General features: G+C 36.6%; 18 protein-coding genes. 12 read left to right on the top strand and 6 right to left on the bottom strand.

The genetic code is table 11. From position 1 onward, the window contains the following. Window positions 1-46 precede the first annotated feature (46 nt). The 3 genes from dnaG (at window position 47) to ACQUQZ_RS04995 (ending at window position 3496) form a co-directional block, all read left to right on the top strand. The gene (gene dnaG, locus ACQUQZ_RS05005) at window positions 47-2014 is read left to right on the top strand and encodes a DNA primase (protein WP_435353660.1); all 1968 of its coding nucleotides are present in this window, start codon (window positions 47-49) and stop codon (window positions 2012-2014) included. An 82-nt stretch (window positions 2015-2096) separates the two neighbouring features. After that, a complete protein-coding gene (gene arfB / locus ACQUQZ_RS05000) occupies window positions 2097-2513 on the top strand; it encodes an alternative ribosome rescue aminoacyl-tRNA hydrolase ArfB (RefSeq protein ID WP_435353659.1) in 417 nt (138 codons plus the stop codon). Between the two features lie 86 nt (window positions 2514-2599). Continuing rightward, complete coding sequence (locus tag ACQUQZ_RS04995) at window positions 2600-3496, top strand: PE-PGRS family protein (RefSeq protein ID WP_435353658.1); 897 nt, start codon at window positions 2600-2602, stop codon at window positions 3494-3496. A 46-nt stretch (window positions 3497-3542) separates the two neighbouring features. On the opposite strand, the gene ACQUQZ_RS04990 is transcribed toward ACQUQZ_RS04995, so the two are convergent. Beyond that, a complete protein-coding gene (locus tag ACQUQZ_RS04990; protein ID WP_435353657.1) occupies window positions 3543-4469 on the bottom strand; it encodes a DUF4249 domain-containing protein in 927 nt (308 codons plus the stop codon). A gap of 104 nt (window positions 4470-4573) precedes the next feature. Further along, window positions 4574-7000 carry a TonB-dependent receptor gene (locus ACQUQZ_RS04985; protein WP_435353655.1) on the bottom strand — a complete coding sequence of 809 codons (2427 nt, stop codon included), beginning with the start codon at window positions 6998-7000 and terminating at the stop codon, window positions 4574-4576. 209 nt (window positions 7001-7209) lie between these two features. On the opposite strand from ACQUQZ_RS04985, the gene ACQUQZ_RS04980 reads away from it, so the two are divergent. From ACQUQZ_RS04980 to ACQUQZ_RS04940, 9 genes are all read left to right on the top strand, one after another. After that, window positions 7210-7857 carry a hypothetical protein gene (locus tag ACQUQZ_RS04980; RefSeq protein WP_435353654.1) on the top strand — a complete coding sequence of 216 codons (648 nt, stop codon included), beginning with the start codon at window positions 7210-7212 and terminating at the stop codon, window positions 7855-7857. 216 nt (window positions 7858-8073) lie between these two features. After that, complete coding sequence (locus ACQUQZ_RS04975; protein WP_435353653.1) at window positions 8074-10944, top strand: PQQ-dependent sugar dehydrogenase; 2871 nt, start codon at window positions 8074-8076, stop codon at window positions 10942-10944. A 136-nt stretch (window positions 10945-11080) separates the two neighbouring features. Beyond that, window positions 11081-12769 carry an alpha/beta hydrolase-fold protein gene (locus tag ACQUQZ_RS04970; RefSeq protein WP_435353651.1) on the top strand — a complete coding sequence of 563 codons (1689 nt, stop codon included), beginning with the start codon at window positions 11081-11083 and terminating at the stop codon, window positions 12767-12769. Between the two features lie 55 nt (window positions 12770-12824). Beyond that, on the top strand, window positions 12825-13763 hold the full coding sequence (locus tag ACQUQZ_RS04965) for a sugar phosphate isomerase/epimerase family protein (RefSeq protein WP_435353650.1): 939 nt from the start codon (window positions 12825-12827) through the stop codon (window positions 13761-13763). A gap of 117 nt (window positions 13764-13880) precedes the next feature. Then, window positions 13881-15536: a carboxylesterase/lipase family protein gene (locus tag ACQUQZ_RS04960; protein ID WP_435353649.1), complete on the top strand. Its 1656-nt coding sequence runs from the start codon at window positions 13881-13883 to the stop codon at window positions 15534-15536. 103 nt (window positions 15537-15639) lie between these two features. Further along, complete coding sequence (locus ACQUQZ_RS04955) at window positions 15640-16518, top strand: alpha/beta hydrolase (protein WP_435353648.1); 879 nt, start codon at window positions 15640-15642, stop codon at window positions 16516-16518. 101 nt (window positions 16519-16619) lie between these two features. After that, entirely contained in the window at window positions 16620-17150 is a 531-nt protein-coding gene (locus tag ACQUQZ_RS04950) for a gluconate 2-dehydrogenase subunit 3 family protein (protein WP_435353647.1), read from the top strand. 117 nt (window positions 17151-17267) lie between these two features. Further along, window positions 17268-18983 carry a GMC oxidoreductase gene (locus ACQUQZ_RS04945; protein ID WP_435353646.1) on the top strand — a complete coding sequence of 572 codons (1716 nt, stop codon included), beginning with the start codon at window positions 17268-17270 and terminating at the stop codon, window positions 18981-18983. Between the two features lie 150 nt (window positions 18984-19133). Next, on the top strand, window positions 19134-20660 hold the full coding sequence (locus ACQUQZ_RS04940) for an FG-GAP repeat domain-containing protein (protein ID WP_435353645.1): 1527 nt from the start codon (window positions 19134-19136) through the stop codon (window positions 20658-20660). Between the two features lie 9 nt (window positions 20661-20669). On the opposite strand, the gene ACQUQZ_RS04935 is transcribed toward ACQUQZ_RS04940, so the two are convergent. The 4 genes from ACQUQZ_RS04935 to ACQUQZ_RS04920 all read right to left on the bottom strand — a co-directional run bounded on the left by ACQUQZ_RS04935 (window position 20670) and on the right by ACQUQZ_RS04920 (window position 23338). After that, a complete protein-coding gene (locus ACQUQZ_RS04935) occupies window positions 20670-20825 on the bottom strand; it encodes a hypothetical protein (RefSeq protein WP_435353644.1) in 156 nt (51 codons plus the stop codon). A 23-nt stretch (window positions 20826-20848) separates the two neighbouring features. Continuing rightward, on the bottom strand, window positions 20849-21286 hold the full coding sequence (locus ACQUQZ_RS04930; protein ID WP_435353643.1) for a DUF6934 family protein: 438 nt from the start codon (window positions 21284-21286) through the stop codon (window positions 20849-20851). A 106-nt stretch (window positions 21287-21392) separates the two neighbouring features. Then, window positions 21393-22403, bottom strand: a complete 1011-nt coding sequence (locus ACQUQZ_RS04925; RefSeq protein WP_435353642.1) for a sugar phosphate isomerase/epimerase family protein — start codon at window positions 22401-22403, stop codon at window positions 21393-21395. Window positions 22404-22459: 56 nt separating this feature from the next. Then, the gene (locus tag ACQUQZ_RS04920; protein WP_435353641.1) at window positions 22460-23338 is read right to left on the bottom strand and encodes a PIG-L family deacetylase; all 879 of its coding nucleotides are present in this window, start codon (window positions 23336-23338) and stop codon (window positions 22460-22462) included. Window positions 23339-23344 lie beyond the last annotated feature (6 nt).

Below are 23344 nucleotides of genomic sequence, written 5' to 3'. Positions count from 1 at the left end.
TAACACAAAATGTGTCATCCTGATTGACATTGTTTAAATTGTAGTCATGAGAATCAGTCAAGATACTGTTCAACAAATTCTTCAAGCAGCCGACGTAACAGAAGTAGTAGGCGATTATGTTTCTCTCAAAAAACGGGGAGCAAACATGATGGCGTGTTGCCCTTTTCATAATGAAAAAACGCCTTCATTCTATGTGTCACCTTCAAAAGGAATTTATAAGTGTTTTGGTTGTGGAAAAGCAGGCGATTCAGTGCGATTTATCATGGATATTGAGGGAATTGGCTACCCCGAAGCACTGAAACATTTGGCAAAAAAATATGGTATCGAAGTTGCTGAAAAAGAAGTAACCAGCGAAGAACAACAAGCTCAAAACGAAAAAGAAAGTCTTTATATCGTACTGGATTTTGCCAGTAAATATTACCAAGAACAACTTTGGAAAACACCCGAAGGCGAAAGTATTGCCCAAAGTTATTTCAAGGAAAGAGGTTTTAATCATACCACCATTCATAAATTTGATTTGGGGTATAGCCCCGATGGCTGGGATACTTTTACAAAGCATGCCATCAAAAATGGTTTTTCAATTGATATTCTTGAAAAAGCAGGACTTACGATAGTAAAAGAGGGCAAAGAACCGATTGATAGATTCAGAGGTCGAGTAATTTTCCCGATTCATAATGTGGGCGGAAAACCCATTGCTTTTGGAGCAAGGATTCTGAAAAAAGACCCTAATGCACCAAAATATTTGAATTCTCCCGAAACGGGCGTTTATCATAAAAGTAACATCGTTTATGGTATTTTACAAGCCAAAAACCCCATTCGGATAGAGGAAAATTGTTTTTTGGTGGAGGGTTATACTGATGTAGTTTCTTTGAATCAGGCTGGCATCGAAAATGTAGTTGCCTCATCTGGAACTTCGTTGACGAAGGAACAAATTCAATTAATCAGGCGATTTTCTAATAATATTACTGTTCTCTATGATGGTGATGCGGCTGGAATAAAAGCATCTTTGCGTGGTATTGACATTATTTTAGAAGAAGGGCTTAATGTAAAAGCTGTTGTTTTTCCTGATGGCGATGACCCTGATAGTTTTGTACAAAAAGTTGGTAGTCAGGCATTTAGAGAATATATTAAAAATACACAGAAAGACTTCATTCGCTTCAAAACTGAGATTTCACTCAAAGATGTGGGCAATGACCCCATCAAAAGAGCTGAACTTATTAAAGAATTGGTCGAAACGATTTCCAAAATTCCTGATTCTATCAAACGCTCAGTTTTCTACAAAGAAGTAGCTACTTTGATGGGTATTGAGGAACAGATTTTGATTACAGAAGGCAACAAAATTTCACTCAAAAAAGTAGCTGATACAGAAAAAGACAGACAACGACAGAGCCGAACACAACAAGTTGGAGATTTAGACATTTTAGTTGAGCAAAGGCCAGAAACACAAACATTTACACCAGAAAAAAATGAAACTTCTCGTTCGGCAGTTTCTTATCAAGAAGAAGAATGTGTACGATTGTTGGTTTGCTATGGCAATAGCGTTTTAGAACATAATACAGTTGAAAATATAGATTATAAATTAACAGATTATGTTTTTAACGAAATAAAAGACATCACTTTTGAAACACCTGCATATCAAAAAATATTGAATGTTTTTAGGGATTTTTATCAACGGAATGAAATTCCTGATACTTCACACTTTACGAGCCACCAAGATGAAGAAATTCAACAATTGGTTTCAACTTGGCTATTAACACCGCATCAGTTGAGTGAAAATTGGCTCAAAAAAGAAATCTATATTCCTTTAGAAACAGATAAATTGGCTGATTTGGCCTACACAAATGTACTACGTCTGAAAAAAACTCGTTTTGAATCTGATATGGCAAAACTTACCAATCAGCTTGCTGAGGCTCAAAGTTATGAAGAACAAGACCAGATATTGATAAAAATGATGCAATTGAAAGAAGTAATCAAGAAAATTGCAAGCTTACTCGGGACAGTGGTGCAGGGGTAACATGTTGGTAAAAGCATCAAAAATGTCGGCAAGCATTTCTGCTGTGGGTTTAAACCTTGCCGACGTTAAAAATTAAAAAAATATGCAAATAGATATAAAAACCATAGATTTTTCGCCTGAATTTGAATTTCAGACCTCCCGAAGTGGTGGGCCTGGGGGGCAAAATGTCAATAAAGTAGAAACAAAAGTAGAGCTAAGATTTGATATTCAGGCATCAAATTTGTTGACGGATGTACAAAAAACCAAACTTTTAGAAAAACTACAAAATCAATTGATACAAGAAACTATTTTAGCAATTACCGCCCAAGAAAAGCGGAGTCAATTACAAAACAAAGAATTGGTTATCAAGAAATTTTACAAAGTTTTAGAAAAGGCTTTGCACGAACGAAAAAAACGACTCCCTGCAAAGCCGTCACAAGGAGCGGTAGAGAAACGTTTGAAAACTAAGAAAATTGATTCTGAGAAGAAAACACTCAGAAGTGAAAAAATAGATTTTTAGTTGACTTATAAAAGTTCATTTCAATAAGTAAATTAACCAAAAATAGCTATCGACTGCTGTCTGTAGAATAAATATTAAAATCCTCAATGCAAAAAGCCATTTGTTTATTACTCATTACGATTTCATTAAGTTCATGTAAATGGTTTCAGAAGAATCCAACGCCTATACCGGCAGTGGTTATTCCAGATTTTGAAACTACACCTCAAAGCTATATTTTACCATTAAATATAGCCGATGAAGCTTCTGGAATTTGTGATAGTAGAAGTATGTCGGGCAATGTTTGGGTACAAGAAGATGGTGATAACCCAAATGTCATTTATCTTTTTTCACACAAAGCTGAATACAAAGGAAAGATTCAAATGCCATTTCCCAATCGTGATTGGGAAGATATTAGCATCGGTGCTGGGCCAGAAACAGGTAAAAACTATATTTATTTGGCTGAAATCGGTGATAATAATGCCGTTTACAACAATCAATATTATATATATCGCTTTCTTGAACCACAATCACTGAATGAGGAAGTGAAAAATTATGACCGCATTGCCTTTCAATATCCAGATGGCAGTCGGGATGCCGAATGTATTTTGCTTGACCCAGCTACCAAAGATATTTATATTGTTACGAAGCGTGAATTCAATGTTCGTCTTTATCAACTACCTTACCCTCAGTCAACTACAGAAGTACAAACTGCTAAATTTATTCAGAATATCCCGCTTCAAATCATTACCAGCGGTGGTATTTCAACAGATGGAAAAGAGATTGTTTTACGAAATTATGAAGCGATTTACTATTGGTATTTGAAAGAAAATGAGAGCATTATTACTGCACTAGCTCGTAGTCGTGATAAACTGCTCCCCTACGTAAAAGAACCACAAGGTGAAGGTTTCTGCTTTGATAAAGAGAATAAAGGCTATTTTACAAATAGTGAAAGACCGGATGGACAAACCACACCTAATTCACTGTACTATTACAAAAAGGAATAAAACTGCTAATTATCAAGAAAAGTTTTGAGCTTTTGAAGCTAAAAAACTACTTCGCTTTTATTTCCTGCCAAGTTGCATTATATGACCCAAAACAGCCATATCCACCTTTGATATTTGTATATAAAAGTACAGGCTCAGCAAATGGATTATTGTTTTCTCTTTGTTTTCGCAAAGATGTATGATAGTTGTAATAGTTTATATCTGTTTGAAATAAACCAACTCTAATTTTATCTAATCTCTTTCCAAGTTCGGTCTGATTTCCTTGAATATTTCCAATATTAGTGGGTTGAAAAGTCCTGCTCAAAGAAATCAATTGTCCGTCAGAACCTTTATCATCGATTGTTCTTAAATCTGTAATTGTCGAAAGAAGCTTCGCATTCGTCTTAGTAGGATTTGTCGAGTCTGGGATTTGATAAACAATATCATACACACTGATACCTCTATAAAAATTTACTTCATTGGCTTTATCTTGCCAAATCAGCTTAACTGTATATTCTGTGTTTATAACAGTTGCCCCTCGTCTAATATCAGTGGTTTGTACCGAATCAATTTTTATTTCTTTTATCGGTATATTTCTTGGCACAGTGGTAGTAGCATTTACACTTCGACCATCGGGTGTACTCACACTTATCGTGTATGTAGTTCCTGCATTTATGAGTAATTCAGCTGGTAAAGCTCTATAATAGCCATCGACAGCATTATATGTGAGCAAAATCGTTTTTGCTCCATTTGAAAGTTTTACGGTGGCATCCGTAATATCATCTTTAATGTCACCCGTTGAGCCAATCAAGACTTTTGTTTCGGTGACTTTTGCAGCCAAAACAGTATCCTGTGGTGAAATAAAACAAGCAACCACCAACTTAGAATCTGTCTGAGGCAAAATAGATGGGTCAATTTCTTTTACTAAACTTTGGCAAGAAACAATAGATAATTGACTGATTATCAGGAATATATTTATACAATACTTTTTCATCTGGGCTATTAGCAGTTAGCTTTTAGTTTTTAAAATAGTTAAATTTTCTGTGTCAACTGTGAAATATTTTTTTCTAAGCTAATAACTAAACGCTAACAGCTATTTTAAAACTTAAAATTATAACTTACAGATGGAATAATCGGGAAAATAGAATATCGCTGCAAAATTGTGGTAGTTTGGTTAGTGTTTGCATCAATTTTGCTTCCTAATTGATAGAAAAATGGATTTTTGCGATTGTAAGCATTATAAATACTAATCTCCCAAGTTCGTTCATGGCGACGCATTTTTTTATGAAATTGAACACCTATATCTAACCGATGATATGGTTCGGCTCGAAACGCATTTTTCTCTCCATATTCTTGGACTGCCCGCCCTGAATAAAGTATCGAAGCAGGATTATTGACTGATGGCACGGTATTTCGTCCATTTCCAGTATTGAGATTGCTGTACCCATTATACCTCGAAAGTGGCACTGTAAGGGCATTTCCTGTACCATAAACCCAAACTGCCGAAACTGTAATATTGGACTTAATATCATAAATACCTACTAAGGAAATATCATTTCGGCGGTCGTAACGAGGAAAAAATGGTTTACCGAAATTCAATTCTTCAAACTGCCATTTCGTCCATGAAAGCGTATAACCTGCCCAGCCTGAAAATTTCCCTACCTTTTTTTGAAGCAAAAACTCAGCTCCATACGACCACCCCTTTCCTGACGTCACATTGTCCTCCCAACGCACTTTATTTGCACCAGTTGGGTCATTTATCAACAAAAAACTTGCTCCTTCTTTATAATTAATCAAATTTGACATATTTTTATAATAACCTTCAATAGTCAAAGTCAAACCTTTTTTATCAATATCTTTGGCAAAACCTACCGCTATTTGCTGTGATTGTTGTGGAGCAATCTTATCTGTTGTTGGCACCCATAAATCTGTTGGTAAACCCAAACCTGTATTTGTTAATAAATGAACATATTGATTCATCAAAGCATAAGAAGCTTTGAAAGCCAAAGAATTACTCAATTTATAAGCAGCCGAAAAACGTGGTTCAGGGCGAAGATAATTAACACCCGACACATGATAATTGCTAAGTCGTAAACCAATATTCATTTTCAAACGGTCAATTGGTTGCCAAACATCTTCGGCATAAATTCCCGATTCTGTGACATCAATATTTTCAATTTTATTTTCTAATTTATTAATATCAGAATCTTGTACAACAATGGCACTTGGTGTAAAACGATGAAAAATTGATTGAATTCCTAACTTTACAGCATGTTTTGGGTTAGGAAAAAAGTCGAAATCATATTTTAAGGTATAATCTCGAATCCCTGAATCATACTGTAAATTATAAATTGAAGTTGTATTAGTTTGGGTATCAGTAGAACTTTCTTCAGAATTGATATTAAAGCGATAGCGGCTATAAATCAACGATAAATTTCCAAATAGCTTTTGATTAAAAAGATGATTCCAACGAATTGTTGCTGTTTCATTTCCCCAATTTAAACCACTTGATGAAATATTATCGGTACTTTTTGTTGTGGAGAAGAATTTATCTTTGCCAAAATATCCACTCAAATATACTTTGTCTTTTTGTCCAAAGTCATAGTTCATTTTGGCATTCAAATCATAAAAATAATACCCGCCCGTTGTTTTTTCTATCTCATTTTTTTGTGATGCTTTTATCAAAGGAGCAGCCAACACATCAACATAAGTTCGTCGAGCCGAAATAATAAACGAAGAACGTTTTTTTTTGATTGGCCCTTCTAAAGTTAATCTTGACGAAATCAAGCCAATACCACCTTCTCCACTAAATTTTTCTTTATTACCTTCTTTCATATTCATCTCAATTACCGAAGAAAGTCGCCCACCAAAACGAGCAGGAAAACCACCTTTAGTCAGCTCAACACTTTTCAAAGCATCGCCATTAAAGACTGAAAAGAAGCCAAAAAGGTGATTAGCATTATAAACAATCGCATCATCAAGAATTATCAGATTTTGGTCGGGGCCACCACCACGCACATAAATACCCGTTTGTCCTTCCGAGCCTTTTTGCACGCCTGGCATGAGTTGAAGTACCCGTAAAACATCTTTTTCTCCTAAAAATGTAGGTATTTTCTTGATTTGATTAATTGGAATATCAATTTTACTCATCTGCACCGACTCACTTACACGCTCTTCTTGACGTTTGGAGGACACTACTACTTCTTGTAATTGATTGGTAGAAGTCAGCTCAATATTCATCTCTAAACTTTTTGTGAGAGCTACCTTTTTAATGATTCTATCATATCCTACAAAAGAAAAAGTCAAAGTAGTGGAGTCTTTGGCTGGAAGTGTAAGAGAATAAAAACCATAAGTATTGGTCGATGTTCCAAATATAGTTGTAGGCACATATACATTGACACCTATGAGTTGTTCTTGACTACCTTTTTCACGCACATAACCACTAATAGTAAAAGATTTTTGGGCAATAATACCGAAAGGGAATAATAAGGTAAGCAATAAAACCAAAGGTAATTTTTTAATCATTATCATAACTCGTTTGAAATAAATAGATAAGCTATTCTCTATAACGAAAACTAAGATAGAAAAGTAGGCTATTTTTTAAAAATTAAAATTTAACAAGAAAAAAATATTCTAATTGCTTAAATACCAATTGTTTAAATTTTCTTTGTCGTTACAAATTTTGTAATTTTACGTCCAATCATAAATCAATTACCTGAAATTTAAAAATTATCATGGCAGAGAACGAAAAAAGTATCACCGATAAAGCAACTGAGATTGCAGACCAAGCTAAAGTAGCAGCAACTGAAACGTTTGCTGATTTGAAAGCAGATGCTACTGAAGCCCTTGAAGGCTTAAAAGCAAAAGCTTCTGATTTGGTTAGTGATGAGAAAATTAGTGAAGTAAAAGCAGAGGCCGCTGAAGCAGTAGAAACAGCTAAAGTAAAAGCCAAAGCGGTAGTAGCAGACGCAAGCGAAAAAATAAACGATTTGAAAGTTGATGCAACTGAAGCAGTTGCTTCTGCAAAAGTGAAAGCCCAAGAAATAGCTGCTGATGCGAATGAGAAATTAAACGATTTGAAAGAAGAAGCAACAGAAGCTGTAGAAGCTGCTAAAGCAAAAGCTCAAGAATTTGCTGCCGAAGCATCAGCAACCATTGATGAATTAAAAACAAAAGCAACAGAATTCATTAAAAGTGAAAACGTGGAAGCAATGAAAGCTGAAGCCGCTGAAAAATTTGAAGATTTGAAAGGCGATGCAGTAGAAGCAGTAGAAAAAGGAAAGGCAAAAGCCCAAGAATTAGCCGCTGAAGCAAGCGAAACAGTAGCCGAAGTTACGCAAAAAGCCAAAGGTTTTTGGAGTAAATTGTTTGGTGGAAAGTAATCATTGATTATTTCATAAAAATTAGGGTTTATGACTTAAAAAAAAGTTGTAAACCCTAATTTTTTTTATAGCTTTGATATGATTTATTCATTTTGAGAAATCGCTCAAAAAAGCCCAATTGTCGAGTGCATTAGCTAAAGTGACGATTTATTATTTGTTAAATCAAAGTTATTGCCATATTTACTACGTTTTTAAAAATACTCAACCTTCAAATCTATGAAACACCTATTTTTTCAGTACTTGAAAAAGAAAACTACGCATAAAAACTTATCTCTGTACGCTTTTTTTAGCTTCCTTTTTACAATCTGTATCTCATTCGCTTCATCAGCTCAAGCTCCCGATGAAAACCGCTTTACTAAAGTAGTTTTGGGCGATAAACTCGACGAGCCAATGGAAATGACTTTATTGAAAGATGGTCGAGTTCTTTTCGTTGAGCGTAAAGGAGCTTTAAAGCAATATAACCCTACAACAGGCGAAATTAAAACATTAGCGACAATACCTGTCAATACAAAATACACCAATGCAAAAGGTGTAAAACGTGAGGCAGAAGAAGGACTGATGGGACTTATACATGACCCAAATTTTGAGCAAAACCACTGGATTTATATGTATTATGCCGATACAGATGTAAATCAGCACGTGTTGGCTCGTTGGGAGCTTCGTGGTGAAGAGTTAGTGGCAGATTCAAAAAAAATCATATTGAAAGTGCCAACACAACGTGAAGAATGTTGCCACACAGGCGGTGGAATGGTTTTCGATAAAGCAGGAAATCTTTATTTAACCGTTGGAAATAATACTTCAAATAGTGGAACGCCAGGTTATGCCAATCTTGACGAAAGGAAAGGTTGGGAATATTGGGATGACCAACGTGGTGCTGGAAATACCAACAGTTTGACAGGTAAAATTCTAAGAATTAAGCCTGAAGCTGATGCCACTTATAGCATTCCAAAAGGAAATTTATATGAAACATTACCAAATAATGGTGATGGTTTAGTGAAAAAAGAAATCTATACAATGGGACATCGTAATCCATGGAGACCTACCATTGATAGCAAAACTGGTTACTTATACTGGGGAGAAGTTGGCCCTGATGCTTCAGTTGACTCGGAGCAAGGCCCACGTGGTTATGATGAATTTAACCAAGCACGTAAAGCAAGCAATTTCGGTTGGCCATATTTCATTGGCGACAATAAAATTTATACCGATTGGGATTTTGAAACTGGCAAACCAAGACCTAATTCTACTTATGATCCTGCCAAACCAATCAACGACTCGCCAAATAATACAGGTTTAAAACAATTACCTCCTGCACAAAAAGCATTTATTTGGTATCCTTATGGTATTTCTGAAGAATTTCCTTTGGTTGGAAGTTCGGGCAGAAGTGCAACCGGTGGTCCTGTTTTTCATAAATCAGATTTTCCAAATGGGAAGCGTGTTTTTCCTGACTATTATGAAGGAAAATGGTTGATCGTTGAATTTATGCGTGGCTGGATTATGTCAGTAACGATGGACGCAAATGGCGACTATAAATCAATGGAACGTTTTATGCCAAGCACCGATTTTGGTAGTGCGATTGATATGGATTTTGCACCTGATGGAGATTTATATGTATTGGAATATGGTTCGGCATGGTTCAGAGGAAACGATAATGCTCGCCTCGTGAAAGTAGAATACAATGGCGGAAATCGTACACCAAAAGTAGTTGCTTCTGCCGATAATTTGACAGGTTCTGTGCCTATGAAAGTAAACTTCTCATCGAAAGGAAGCGTTGACCCTGATGGTGATAAATTGACCTATTTGTGGGAAGTAAAAGGTAAAACAGGTAAACGTGTTTTCAAAACCGAAAACCCAACAGTAACTTTTGATAAAGCAGGAACTTACGAAGTTTCGCTTACAGTAAAAGATGGCAAGGGCGAAGAAAACACCGATTACTTAGAAGTAAAAGCAGGCAATGATGCACCTGCTGTGGCTTTCAACATCAAAAAAGGAAATAAAACTTTCTACTTTCCTAACAAACCAATTGAATATGAAGTAAGTGTAGCCGACAAAGAAGACGGCAGTTTGAGCAATGGAAAAATCAAACCTGAGCAAGTTGCTGTTAGCATTGATTATATTCCTGTGGGTTATGACAAAATCGAGGCTTCACAAAATCACCGTGGTGTTGATGCTTCTGCTTTTGCTTCGGTCAGTGAAAGAATGATTAATAAAAACGATTGTAAATCGTGCCATCTTCTTGATAAAAAATCGGTTGGTCCAAGCTATCAAGACATTGCAAATAAATACAAAGGTGATAGCAAAGCCTTAGATATACTTTCAAAGAAAGTAATCAATGGTGGTGGTGGTGTCTGGGGAAGTGAACATGCTATGGCTGCTCACCCACAAATTTCGATGGCTGAAGCTAATATTTTGGTGGGCTACATTTTGGACATCAACGAACCAAAAACTGCTAAATCATTGCCAGCACAAGGCAGCTACGACACTAAAATTCCTGCTGGACAAAAGTCAAGTGGTTCTTATATTTTACGTGCTGCTTATAAAGACCAAGGTACAAAAACGATGCAACCGTTGGCGTCAGAAGATGTAATCGTACTTAGAAATAATGCACTAAATCCTGAGCTTGCTGACAAATCGAAAGGTACACAACTGGTTATCACTCCAGGAAGATCTTTCTCAATGGTTGGTAATAATTCTTATATTGGTTATAAAAATATTGATTTAAATGGCATTTCTGAAATCGAAATTACGGCACAAGCGGCTACTCGTGTAGGAGCAACTGGCGGTGTTTTTGAAGTAAGATTAGACTCTCCAACAGGAACTTTAATTGGTACAAGTGATAAAATCGAACCAAGAGAAATGCGAATGGGGCCTCCACCAGCCGCAACACCTGCCGCAGGTGCAACAACTGCACCCGCCGCTGCACCAACTGCACCACCAGCTCGACCAAACATGAATAGCAAACTCAAAGTTGCCATTCCTGCCAATTCGGGTCAGCATGATGTGTATTTAGTATTCAAAAATAGTACAGCGAAAGACACCCAAATTATCATGTCGCTTTCGGGAAATGTTGAATTTAAAGCGGCCGAATAAAATCGACTTTATCAAAAAAATATAATAAACCCTATACTAAAATAGTACCGAGAATTGGGGGTAAAACCCCAATTCTCTCTTTCTGAATTTCATTGTCTTTTCGACCCTCTTCAACCTATATTCAACCTCAAAACTCATGAAATTATATACAAAACTGCTCTTTGTAGCACTTTTTGGCTGTTTAATACATTTGACTACGTTTGCTCAAAAACTCTCTTCGGGGCCGCAAGTGCTTACTTTTCATTCTGATGTTGACGATACCGAGCAACCTTATGGCTTGTATCTGCCAAAAAATTATAATCCCAAGAAAAAATATCCATTCGTAGTTATGCTTCATGGAGCAGGCTCAAATCATCGTTTGTCATTGCGTCGAGTTTTTGGTAAAAGCAATGCACAAGGTGAGTCTGATGTGGAGGCAAGTCGCTATTTTCCTGAGTGGAAAGACGTAGATTACATTGTAGTTTCCTCATTTGCTCGTGGCACAATGGGTTATCAGGGCGTTGTAGAAAAAGACGTAATGGACATGATTGCTGATGCAAAAAAACGTTTTTCTATTGATGAAAATCGCACTTATCTCACAGGTCTTTCGATGGGCGGTGGTGGCACTATGTGGATTGGTCTGAGCCACCCAGATTTATGGGCAGCTATTGCACCAGTTTGCCCAGCACCGCCACAGGGTACACTCGAATTAGTACCCAATGCTCTCAATTTTCCAATGTATTTCTTTCAAGGAGATAAAGACCCCGCAGTAAAAGTTGATTCAACTCGTAAATGGGTGCAACGATTCAAAGACGCTGGTACGAAAGTAGAATATACCGAATATCCTGGCGTTCAGCATAATAGCTGGGAAAATGCATACAAAGATGAGTTTATTTTTGAGTGGTTTGCCAAATTTAAGCGAAATCCTTTTCCTGAAAGAGTACGTTTTGCTACCAGCCAATACAAACACGACAAAGCTTATTGGGTAACGTTCAATGAATTTACGGTTGGAAAAACTGCTTCAATTGATGCCAAATTCACAGCAAAAAATCATATCGAAATTTCTACTCTTGGCTCAAGTTTAAACACTTTTACGCTAAATCTCGAAAATCATCCTAAATTCAAAGCAAAAGATGCTCTCGAAGTAATCATTGACGGAAAAACAATTTCAACACAAAAAGGTAGTGTTGTTACCTTCTCTAAAAATTCAGGTGCATGGGCAGAAAGCACTTATTCACCTGCCGAATTAGCAAAAAAAGTAGGAGCAGAAGGGCCAATGACGGAAGCTATTACCGACCGACATATTTATGTCTATGGTACAGCAGGGAATCCTTCGGCAGAAGAACTTACCAAACGTAGAAATGATGCTCAAAAAGCTGCCGAATGGTCTGTTTACCGTGGTGATTTCATAGGAAGAATCATGGTTTTCCCAAGAACACTGAGCGATAAAGAAGTTCGTCCGAGTGATATTGAATCTTCAAATCTGATTTTATTTGGCACAAAGGAAACCAATACTTTGATTCAAAAATTTGCAGACAAACTACCTATTGAACTGAACACCTCAGTTACTGATTATGGTCTTGCTTATACTTTCCCTGTAGGAAATCATTATGTTTTAGTCAACTCAGGCTTGCCATGGTGGACAGTTGTTGATGCTCCAAATGGCCCAGTTACCAGACAAGGCTCGCCAGCCGCAATGAATGCTTTAGGAAGGTTCCAAGATTTTGTACTTTTCAAGGGAACTATGACGAATGTTATTTCAGGTGGAAGATTTGATAATAATTGGAAATTACCAAATACAGAAGCTGAAAAACTAAAAGCAACTGGAGTAATTACTTTAAAATAATTAAAGAATCAATTTCAAAAACAAGGCTATTAAAATAGCTAAAAAATCATAAAAAATGCAAAACAGAAGAAATTTTCTTAAAAATTCAGGTACTTTAGCTCTTAGTGGCTTGATTTTACCAAACTTTGCTGATACGATTTTTGACCCTAAAAAAGTAAAAAATTTCGGAGTACAATTATTCACAACTATGTCTGTTATCGATAAAGATGTGGAAGGTACTTTAAAACAAATTGCAGCCATTGGCTACAAAGAAATTGAGTCGGCATTTAGTATGAAAGGTGGTTTTTATGGTATGAAACCAAAAGAATTTGCCAAAGTCGTTAGCGATTTGGGTATGTCTTGGCAAGCACATCACGCAAGTGGAGCTCCATTCAGAAGACCAGGTGGAACACCTCCTCCTGCTGCTCCTACTACTGATGGCAAACCTGCTCCAGCTCGTCCACAAATGCCACCGATGAAAACATTATTGAATGATACCCAACAAATCGTTGATGAAGCTGCCGAAGGTGGTGTAAAATATTTGGTTTGTGCCAGTATTCCTCTCAATAAAATGGAAGAAATAAAAATGTCTTTAGAAATTCTTCAAAAAGCAGCTGAAGCCGCAAAAAAAGCAGGACTTACCTTTGTATATCATAATCATACTGCCGAGTTTGAAATGGTTGAAGGTCAGCGTCCATTCGATATGATGACTTCACAAATCAGTGCCGATCTTCTTAAATTTGAACTTGACCTTGCTTGGGCAACCAAGGCTGGTGTGAATATTCCAGAATTATTCAAAAAACACCCTGGTCGTTTCCCACTTTTCCACGTAAAAGATTTGAATAAAGAACAAAAACCTGTGGAAGTTGGTGCTGGTTATATTGACTTTAAGCCGATTTTTGCAGCAGCTAAAACTGCAGGCGTGCAACATTATTTCATCGAACAAGATGGAGCTCCATCGCCCGTTGAAAATTTAACAACAAGTTTCAATAACTTGAAGAAAATAATGAGTTAAACAAGTCAATGGTCGACAGACGACAGTCCACAGTAAAAATTAATTTATAATACTGTGGACTGTGGACCATCGACTGTTGACTTTTCCCATATATTCAACCTTATAAAATCTACTCCAATGAAATCAAACAGACGAAGTTTTATTCAAAAATTAGGTCTAAGCACTGCGGGTTTGGGCTTTGGTTCTACGCTTTCTTCTGAGGCAAAAAGCTTTAAACCGAAAGAGAAAGAAGATGAGCAAGTGTTATTTGTTGGTGATAATATTGCCGTAGCAAATACGCAATTTGGCAAAGTGAGAGGATACATTCTGAGAGGTATTCACACATTTTTGGGAATTTCTTACGGAGCAGATACAAGTGGAGAAAACCGCTTTATGCCTCCACAAAAACCAAAACCTTGGACAGACATAAAACCTGCTGTATGGTGGGGAAACTCTGCTCCACAAATCATGGAAAAACGTTATTCAGACCAGTACGCTTCATTTGTTGACCATTGGAATTATGATGATGTAAGTGAAGATTGTCTAAAAATAAATGTTTGGACACCAGCACTTGACAACAAAAAGAGGCCTGTAATTGTGTGGCTACATGGTGGTGGATTTGTCAACGGAAATGCGGTTGAACAAGATGGTTACAATGGCGAAAACTTAAGTCGCTTTGGTGATGTAGTTTTTTGTTCACTTAATCATAGATTAGGGGCTTTAGGATTTACTAATTTAGCCAGTGCCGCAGGTGGAAAAATGGCCGCTTCGGGTAATGTTGGAATGCTCGACATCGTAGCTGCTTTAGAATGGGTACGAGATAATATTGCCAATTTTGGGGGTGATGCAAGCAATGTTACCATCATTGGTCAATCAGGTGGTGGAGCAAAAGTATGTACACTAACTGCCATGCCATCAGCCAAAGGACTTTTTCATAAAGCTGTTGCTTTGAGTGGTTCATCACTTGGAGGTTTATCAAAAGAGTATTCCGAAAAATTGGGTGAAATGGTACTCAAAGAAGCAGGACTTAGTGCTGGTGAAATCGGGAAGTTGCAACAAATTCCGTGGAGAGAATACATTGATATTGCCAACCGTGCAGCAACAAAAATGGCAGAAGAAGCAAAAAGACTTAATCTTGCTCGTGGTGGTTTTGCACCAGTTGCAGATGGCAATTTCCTATCTGCAGGAACTTTTTATGCTGATAATTCGCACTTTTCGGCCGATATTCCGATGATTATTAGCACCACATTCAATGAGCAATCGCCAAGTAGAGTAAATTCTGCTCTTGAAAATATCACTTTAGCCGAGGCAAAAGAGAATTTAAAAACCCGTTTTGCCGACAAAACAAACGAAATTGTTGATAGTTATGCTAAGGTTTTCCCTGATAAAAAGCCAGTCGAAATTTGGTCAATGATTCTCAGTAATCGCAAAGGAGCAATAGCTACTGCCGATGCAAAAGCCAAACAAAAAGCTCCAGTCTATTTAGCTTGGTTTGGTTTCCAACCACCACTTTTCGATGGTCGTATGCGAGCTTTTCACTGCGATGATATTTGTTTTTGGTTTTATAATACTGACCTTATGCTCACGCATACAGGTGGCGGTGCAAGGCCAAGAAGACTTTCAGAAAAAATGGCAAAATCATTTTTAAACTTCGTTCGCACTGGAAACCCAAATGGTGGAGGATTACCAAATTGGGCAAAATATACCTCCGAAAAAGGTGAAACAATGATTCTAAATGATGAATGTGTACTCAAAAATGACCCTGACCGTGAAGCAAGAAAGTCGTTGAGTTAAATAATTATATTTATAGCAGATTTATTGACATTTTGATTGTTAAAAATGAAAGTAAATCTGCTATATTTACCTGATTATTCAACCTTAACATCAAGAAACGACAATGAAGCAACTTCTTTGCATACTTTTATTAGTATGTTCAGTTACTACGTTTGCCCAACAAGGCATGCTCAAAGAAAGTCTAAAAGTAAAAAGTTCTACCCTTGGCAAAGACGTTGAATACAGCATCTACCTTCCTGTTGATTATGATAAAACAAATCGTCAATACCCTGTGTTATATTTATTGCATGGCTATACCGACGACGAAACTGGCTGGACACAGTTTGGACAAACTCCAGAAATTGCCGATAAAAGCATCAATAGTGGTGAAGCTCCACCTATGATTATTGTAATGCCTGACGCAGGTGTAACTTGGTATATGAATACTTTTGACGGAAAAACTAAATTTGAAGATTTTTTCATCAAAGAATTCATTCCTTATATTGAGTCAAATTACCGAATTCGTGCTAAAAAAGAGTTTAGAGCTGTAGCAGGACTTTCGATGGGTGGACTTGGCACACTTCTTTACGCAACCAAACACCCTGATATGTTTGTAGCAGCCGCTCCACTAAGTGCGGCTATTTGGACTGATGAAGAAGTTGTTACGCAAAACGCCGATATTGCTCGTTGGAATGCAGTTTTTGGTGATTTATATGGAAAAGATTTAAAAGGAAAAGAACGCCTAACAGAGCATTACTACAAAAATGCACCAATAAAAATTGTTGAAAATGCCAATGCAGAAGATTTGAAAAAAGTAAAATTTTACATTGATTGTGGCGATGATGATTTCTTGATAAAAGGCAATATGGCACTTCATGCCATGATGATAGATAAGAAAATTCCGCATGAGTTTAGAGTACGTGATGGAGCTCACAACTGGACATACTGGCGTACAGCCTTACCCGAAGTTTTAAAATTCGTAGGAGATAGTTTTCACAGGTAAACAATTTGTGAGTAAGTGAATGGGTGATTTTACTGTAAAAATCACTCAATCGCAAATCACATATTCACTCAATAAAAAAATACTCATTAAATTTAAAATATATGAATCGTAGAGAAGCAATTCAAAAGGTTACACTCATGCTTGGGGGTGTAATGGCTGCACCACTAATGGCTGGAGCAATGGGACAAGTAACCAATTTTGGAAGTAGCGTAGCTGTTACGGCCGAACAAGAAAAATTTCTTGCCGAAGTTGCTGATATTATTATTCCAACCACAGGTACGCCAGGAGCAAAAGCTGCAGGTGTCGAAAAATTTATTGTTAGAGTTGTACGTGATTGCTACGAAAAACCCGAACAAGAAAAGTTTTATGCAGGATTGGCAAAATTAGATGCTGATAGCCAAGCCAAATTTGGTAAAAGTTTTGTCGCACTTGACCTTGCTCAAAAAAATGAAATGGTGAAACAAAGCACTATTGACAACAAAGCATTTTTTACTCAAATGAAAGGCTTAACTGTAACAGGTTATTTCACTTCGGAAATTGGAGCAACGCAAGCCTTAGAATATTTGCCAATTCCGGGCAAATTCAATGGCTGTACAACCATGAAACCTGGTCAAAAAGCTTGGGCATTATAACAAGATAGGAGATTCGAGATATAAGATTCGAGAGTAGAAAAAAACTCTGCAATTTTTCATATCCAGTTTCTCATATCCCAAATCCAATATATCACATCTATCATCTCAAATAAAACAATGGCAAACTTAAATATAGATTTAATCAAAGACCAAACTTATGACGCTATTGTCATTGGTTCAGGAATATCAGGAGGATGGGCAGCTAAAGAATTGACAGAAAAGGGTTTACGAGTATTAATGCTCGAAAAAGGCCGTCAACTCGAACACGTAACAGGCTACGAAAATGCCATGAAAGCTCCGTGGGAATCACAATATAATGGACGTTTAACAGTTGCTCAAAAGGAAAGCCATCCAAAATTGTCTCGTGATTATCCATACAACGAAATGAGCGAAAAATACTGGATGAATGATTCAGATGCTTTATATAAAGAAGACAAACGTTTCGACTGGTTCAGACCCAATATTGTTGGGGGAAAATCAATCATGTGGGGACGCCAGTCGTATCGTTTAAGCGATATTGATTTTGAAGCAAATCTTAAAGATGGCATTGCTGTTGACTGGCCGATTCGCTACAAAGATATTGCTCCTTGGTATTCTTATGTAGAAAAATTTGCAGGTATTTCAGGTGAAAAATTAGGTTTACCTCAATTGCCAGACAGCGACTTTTTACCTCCAATGGAAATGTATTGTGTAGAAAAAGAAGTACGTAAACGCCTTGAAAAGAACTTCCCAGGTCGTACAATGACGATTGGACGTGTAGCCAACCTATCGGAAGCTCGCAAAGAACAATTAGGTGTGGGTCGCTCGGCTTGTCAATATCGCAATAAATGTGCATTGGGTTGTCCATTCGGAGCATATTTTAGTACACAATCTTGTACTTTACCACCAGCGGCTAAAACAGGCCGACTTACTCTTCGCCCTGATTCAGTAGCCAAAGAAATTTTATTCGACAATAAAACTCAAAAAGCTACGGGCGTACGTATCATTGATACACAAACATTAGATGTACGTGAGTTTTATGCAAAAATTATTTTTGTTTGTGGAAGTACGCTTGGTTCTACAACTTTGTTGCTTAACTCAACCTCTGACCGTTTTCCAAATGGTTTTGGTAATGATTCTGGTCAATTAGGCCATAATTTGATGGATCACCACTTCCGTACTGGAGCAGCAGGTGAGTGGGAAGGAGATTTAGATAAATATTATTCTGGCCGTCGTGCCAATGGTATTTATGTACCTCGCTACCGAAACATTGGTAGTGACAAACGTGATTATCTTCGTGGGTTTGGTTATCAAGGTGGTGGTAGCCGTCAAGGGTGGCAAAGAAATGTGGCTGAATTAAGTTTCGGTGCTGATTTCAAAGAAGAACTAACAAAACCTGGTAACTGGACAATGGGCTTTGGTGGTTTCGGAGAAACACTTCCTTATTTTGAAAATCGTGTATATTTACACAAAACCGACAAAGACAAATGGGGACTTCCACTACCTGTTTTTGATGCGGAATTGAAAGAAAACGAGAAGAAAATGCGTGTTGATATGCAAAATGATGCCATTGAAATGCTCGAAAAATCAGGTGTAAAAAATGTAAAAGGCTATGACCGTGGTTCATATTTAGGTATGGCGATTCACGAAATGGGAACTGCTCGCATGGGACGTGACCCTAAAACTTCGGTATTGAATAGCAATAACCAAGTTTGGGGAGCGAAAAACGTTTTCGTAACCGATGGTTCGTTTATGGTTTCGGCATCTTGCGTGAATCCTTCACTTACTTATATGGCAATGACCGCTCGTGCAGCAGATTTTGCAGTAAAAGAATTAAAGAAAAAGAGTTTGTAATTTATTGAATTAATAAAAGTGCGTGTCGCTATCATCAAGCTGGCACGCATTTTTTTATTGTTTTTTTGTTAAAAAAATTTACGTTTTGCTAAACAAGCATTTTTGCTTAGCTTTCGAAATCATTCATAAAAATTATTGATTATCACAAATATGAAATTATTTAAAATAATAAGCTATCTATCTTTCATTGGTTTATTATTTACTTTAGGCTGCAATAAACAATCAGAAGGCGAAAAATTGGCTCAAACTTACTGTGGGTCGTGTCATCTTTTTCCTGAACCTTCTCTTCTTGATAAAGCTACTTGGAAAAACAATATTTTGCCTATTATGGCAGGACAATTAGGCTTGCAATTTGTTAATGGTGAAGTATATCCCGATATTCGGAAAGGGGATAATGGAAAATATGAAAGTATTTCAAGCATTTCGACCGAAGATTGGGCAAAAATAGTAGCTTTCTACCAAGAAAATGCTCCTGAAAAACTCCCTGCTCAGGCACGAGAGTCAATTTCAGCAATTACGGATTTATTTTCAGTCAAACCAATTTCAATTCCGAAAAGCAGTTTTCCTTCGGTTACTTACATAAAAATTGATGCAGGAAACCAGCAAATTTATGTTGGAAGTGATGCCTTGTTTTCAATATATGACAAAAACTTCTCCCCTATTTTATCTCAAAAAGTAAGCGAAACAATTGTTGATATTGATTTTGAAAACGACCTAAAAAAGGCTGGAAGTAGAAGTGGATTCCTTACAAACATCGGCATTTTGAATCCCAATGATTTAACAACTGGCACTTTGCATCCTTTTAGTTTTGCAGGAAAAAGTGGTTTCACTCAAAATGCTGCCTTACTCGATAGCCTCCCAAGACCTGTGCAAAGCAATGCCTTAGATTTAGATAAAGATGGTTTAATTGACCAATTGATTTGTGGTTATGGTAACAAAAATGGAGCTTTGTTTTGGTATCAAAACAAAGGGAAGAATGTTTACAAGAAAAATATCATCCGAGAATTCCCAGGAGCAATCAAGGCTTACATTGATGATGTAAACAAAGATGGATTGCCTGACATTTGGGTACTTTTTGCACAAGCCCAAGAAGGTATTTTTCTTTTTACAAACAAAGGAAAAGATACAGCGAGTGTTACTCAATTTGAAGAAAAAGAGATTCTACATTTTTCGCCTGTACATGGCTCAAGCTATTTTGAGATGACTGACTTGAATAATGATGGATTCAAGGATATTCTTTATACCAGTGGCGATAATGCCGATTATAGTACGCATTTACTCAAAAATTTTCATGGCGTTTATGGCTATTTGAATGATGGCAAAAACCAATTCAAGCAAGCATTTTTCTTCCCTATTCATGGTTGTTTCAAAGCTATTGCGAGAGATTTTGACAAAGATGGAGATATAGATATTGCTACAATTGCCTATTTCCCAGACACTAAAAATCAACCACAAGAGGCATTTGTTTATCTTGAAAACAAAGGAAATTTAGCCTTCAAACCTTTCACAATTAAAGAAGCAAATGTAGGAAATTGGTTGGTAATGGATGCCGCAGATATTGATGCCGACGGCGATGAAGATATTGTATTGGGAAATTTCGACAGAGTCAAACGACAAAGTAGAAATGGCTCAGCGAAAGATACTTCGGTTTTGGTTTTGATGAATCGGTTGAAGTGAAATGTTATTTTAACGAGCAGGTAGCTTTGTGCTTTTAAGCATTTCTTTAGCAATAGCTTTTTTCTTTGAGAATAAATCAATGTCCTTTAAAAAAGATAGACTTTCATCTTTCACAAACTCAGCTTTAGGAAGTTTAACAGTAGTATTTTTCACAAGAGTTTTCATAATAATTCGAGTTTTTGTTTAATTCACAACGTTTTTCTGATTAAAAAAGGTTCATAGTTTTCATTTTTCTGAAACAATTCAAATTGACCTTTTTTACGTCCAAATATTTCAAAATAAGAACTAAAATCATCATAATACCGATTAATCGCAATTTGATAAAGCCTTGTTCGACTCAATGTACTGCCAACAATAAACACTGAATATTTAGGATTATTTTGAAGGAACTTATTAAGAATTGATACTACTGTTGCCAATATTTTTTCCATATCGCCATTGTCACTAACAATAGTATCACTCAATGTTTGTTTTTCAAAATCGAAATCTCCAAACCCTAAATTAAAAATTTCATCTTCGATTTCATCAAATCTAACAACTTTCAATATTAATCCTTTTCTTCCAACGCTTATGAAACTGAAAGTATTTTCATCATTTATCTGGACTTTATAAGTTGGTTGGTTCACTATTATTAAAATTACTATAAAAAAATAACAAAATGAGTAGTATTCCTTATAATTACAAATTAAAGAAATACTACTCAATATGTCAAAAAATATCACTAAAACACCATCAAACTAATATATTCTTAGCATAAGCAATACATTTGGCTACTTCTTTCACTGCATCAGAGCCTGCTGGAACGTCATATTCCAACTCAATAGTAACTGGAAATTTATATTTTTTGCTTTTTACTAATAACAAAATATCCTTGATTGGGGTATCGCCTTTGCCCCACTCTAAATTACCTTTGCCATCTGCTGTACGATCTTTTAGGTGCATACTCGTGATACGGTCATGCTTCGCTTGAATCAATGCCAATAATGATTCTTTGGTATTTTTTCCACCTACTGCGATGTAATGTCCACAATCGAGATTCAAAGAATTGTATGGCGATTGACTCAATGCTTCATCCCAAAGTGTATCAGTTGCCTGTAAATGGGCATGATAGCCTACATAAACTTTATGTTTTGCTCCCAAATCACCTAATCTTTTTGTTTGAGCCGAGTCAGTTGGTAGTTCAACAGTTACTGAAGTTGCTCCTAATGCTTTGGCTGCCATCATGCCGTATTCAATTTCTGCATCAGAGTTATTTGCTCCAAAAGCATTGGGTTTGAAAGCATAAATACTTACCCCAGCATCATTAAATTTCTTACGTATTTCTTTGAATTTATCCATCGAAGCAGTTGCTCTCCACTCAGCAACTTGTTTTGCATAAGCGGCCATTTGAGCTTTTTGCTCATCAGTCAATTGTGGGCGTTGTGGCGGGCCAGCAGGAGCTGCACCAGCTGGGCGAGGCTGCGGTCTAAATGGATTTGGATTTTTAGGTTTTCCTGCAAATTCTTCAGCAGGATCGCCCATCATTTCGATTGCACTCACCCCAGCATCAATACAAAACTTCAATAATTGGTCAATATCGTGGGGCATACTTCTAAACGAATAAGTAATGGCACCCATTTGTACGCCACCAAATTTTGAATTTGGTTTATCCAACCAATTATTTGAGCGTTTGTTTAATAACAAACCGATTGTTGCAATAGGTGCGATGGTCATAAAACCACGGCGAGAAATTTCATTTTTCATAGTAAAAATTTGGTTGAATAAAAGGGTATAAACTTAAAAAGTAATCAAGGTTGTTATTATTTTGTCGGAAAACCACTATTCCGTAAATTTTCAAAAAACGTTTTGGTTTGTTCAATTTTTGTATTGCCATTGATATCAAAATACCAAAAAGTTTCCAGTTCACCTTTGTGCATCGAAGCATCCATGTCACCACTTTGGGTTTTATGACAAGCTTTTACCCAATCAGCTACAATCATATAACTATGATGCTTGTTTTCACCAAAACCAAACGAGCGGTCGAAATAAAAAACGGGTGCTGTTGTTGAAATTTTTGTTTCGGGATAATTTTCTAATTGTGAAAATGTATAGGTATAATTTTTATTCAAAGACCTTCCACCTAAAACAACAGGCTTTTTATCTCCTTTCATTCGTTGTACCGCACGCAATGCCAAAATCGAAGCTGTTTTATGATGAGCATGTTGCTCAGCACTCGGAATCAAGCAAAAAACATAATCATATTGTCCATTTTGTAAGATTTTATCTAATTTTCTTTCACAAAAGGCCAAATCCCATCTTTCTCCTGCCAAAAAAGGTTTTGGGTCGAATTGATAATAATCGTCTATTTGGTCAAAAAAATGGAAGTTTTTGATACCCATGACCTCGCCCGAACAAAATAATTCTTTCTTGCGTAACAATGGCAAATGTATTCTTCCCGTTGTCGAATCTGTCAAATTCATTCCATAATATGACGATGCCACCAAACCATTATATCCTCCCGAACCATCAGTAATTAAAGCTAAATCGGCAGTACCTTTTAGCTCATGCGTAATTTTGAAAATCGTCACAGGAAACATCGTTTCATCGTCAGGATGTGCCGTAACAATTAGCACTTTTGGCCCTTGTGAAAAGGTTTGAAAAGCGATAAAAATGAAAAGAAATGAAAAAGTTTTTTTCATGGTTTT

The sequence above is a fragment of the Emticicia sp. SJ17W-69 genome (assembly GCF_051209875.1).
GTDB lineage: Bacteria > Bacteroidota > Bacteroidia > Cytophagales > Spirosomataceae > Emticicia.
The sequence above is the reverse complement of the archived record's forward strand: the minus strand, read 5'-3'. Positions and strand labels throughout refer to the sequence as shown.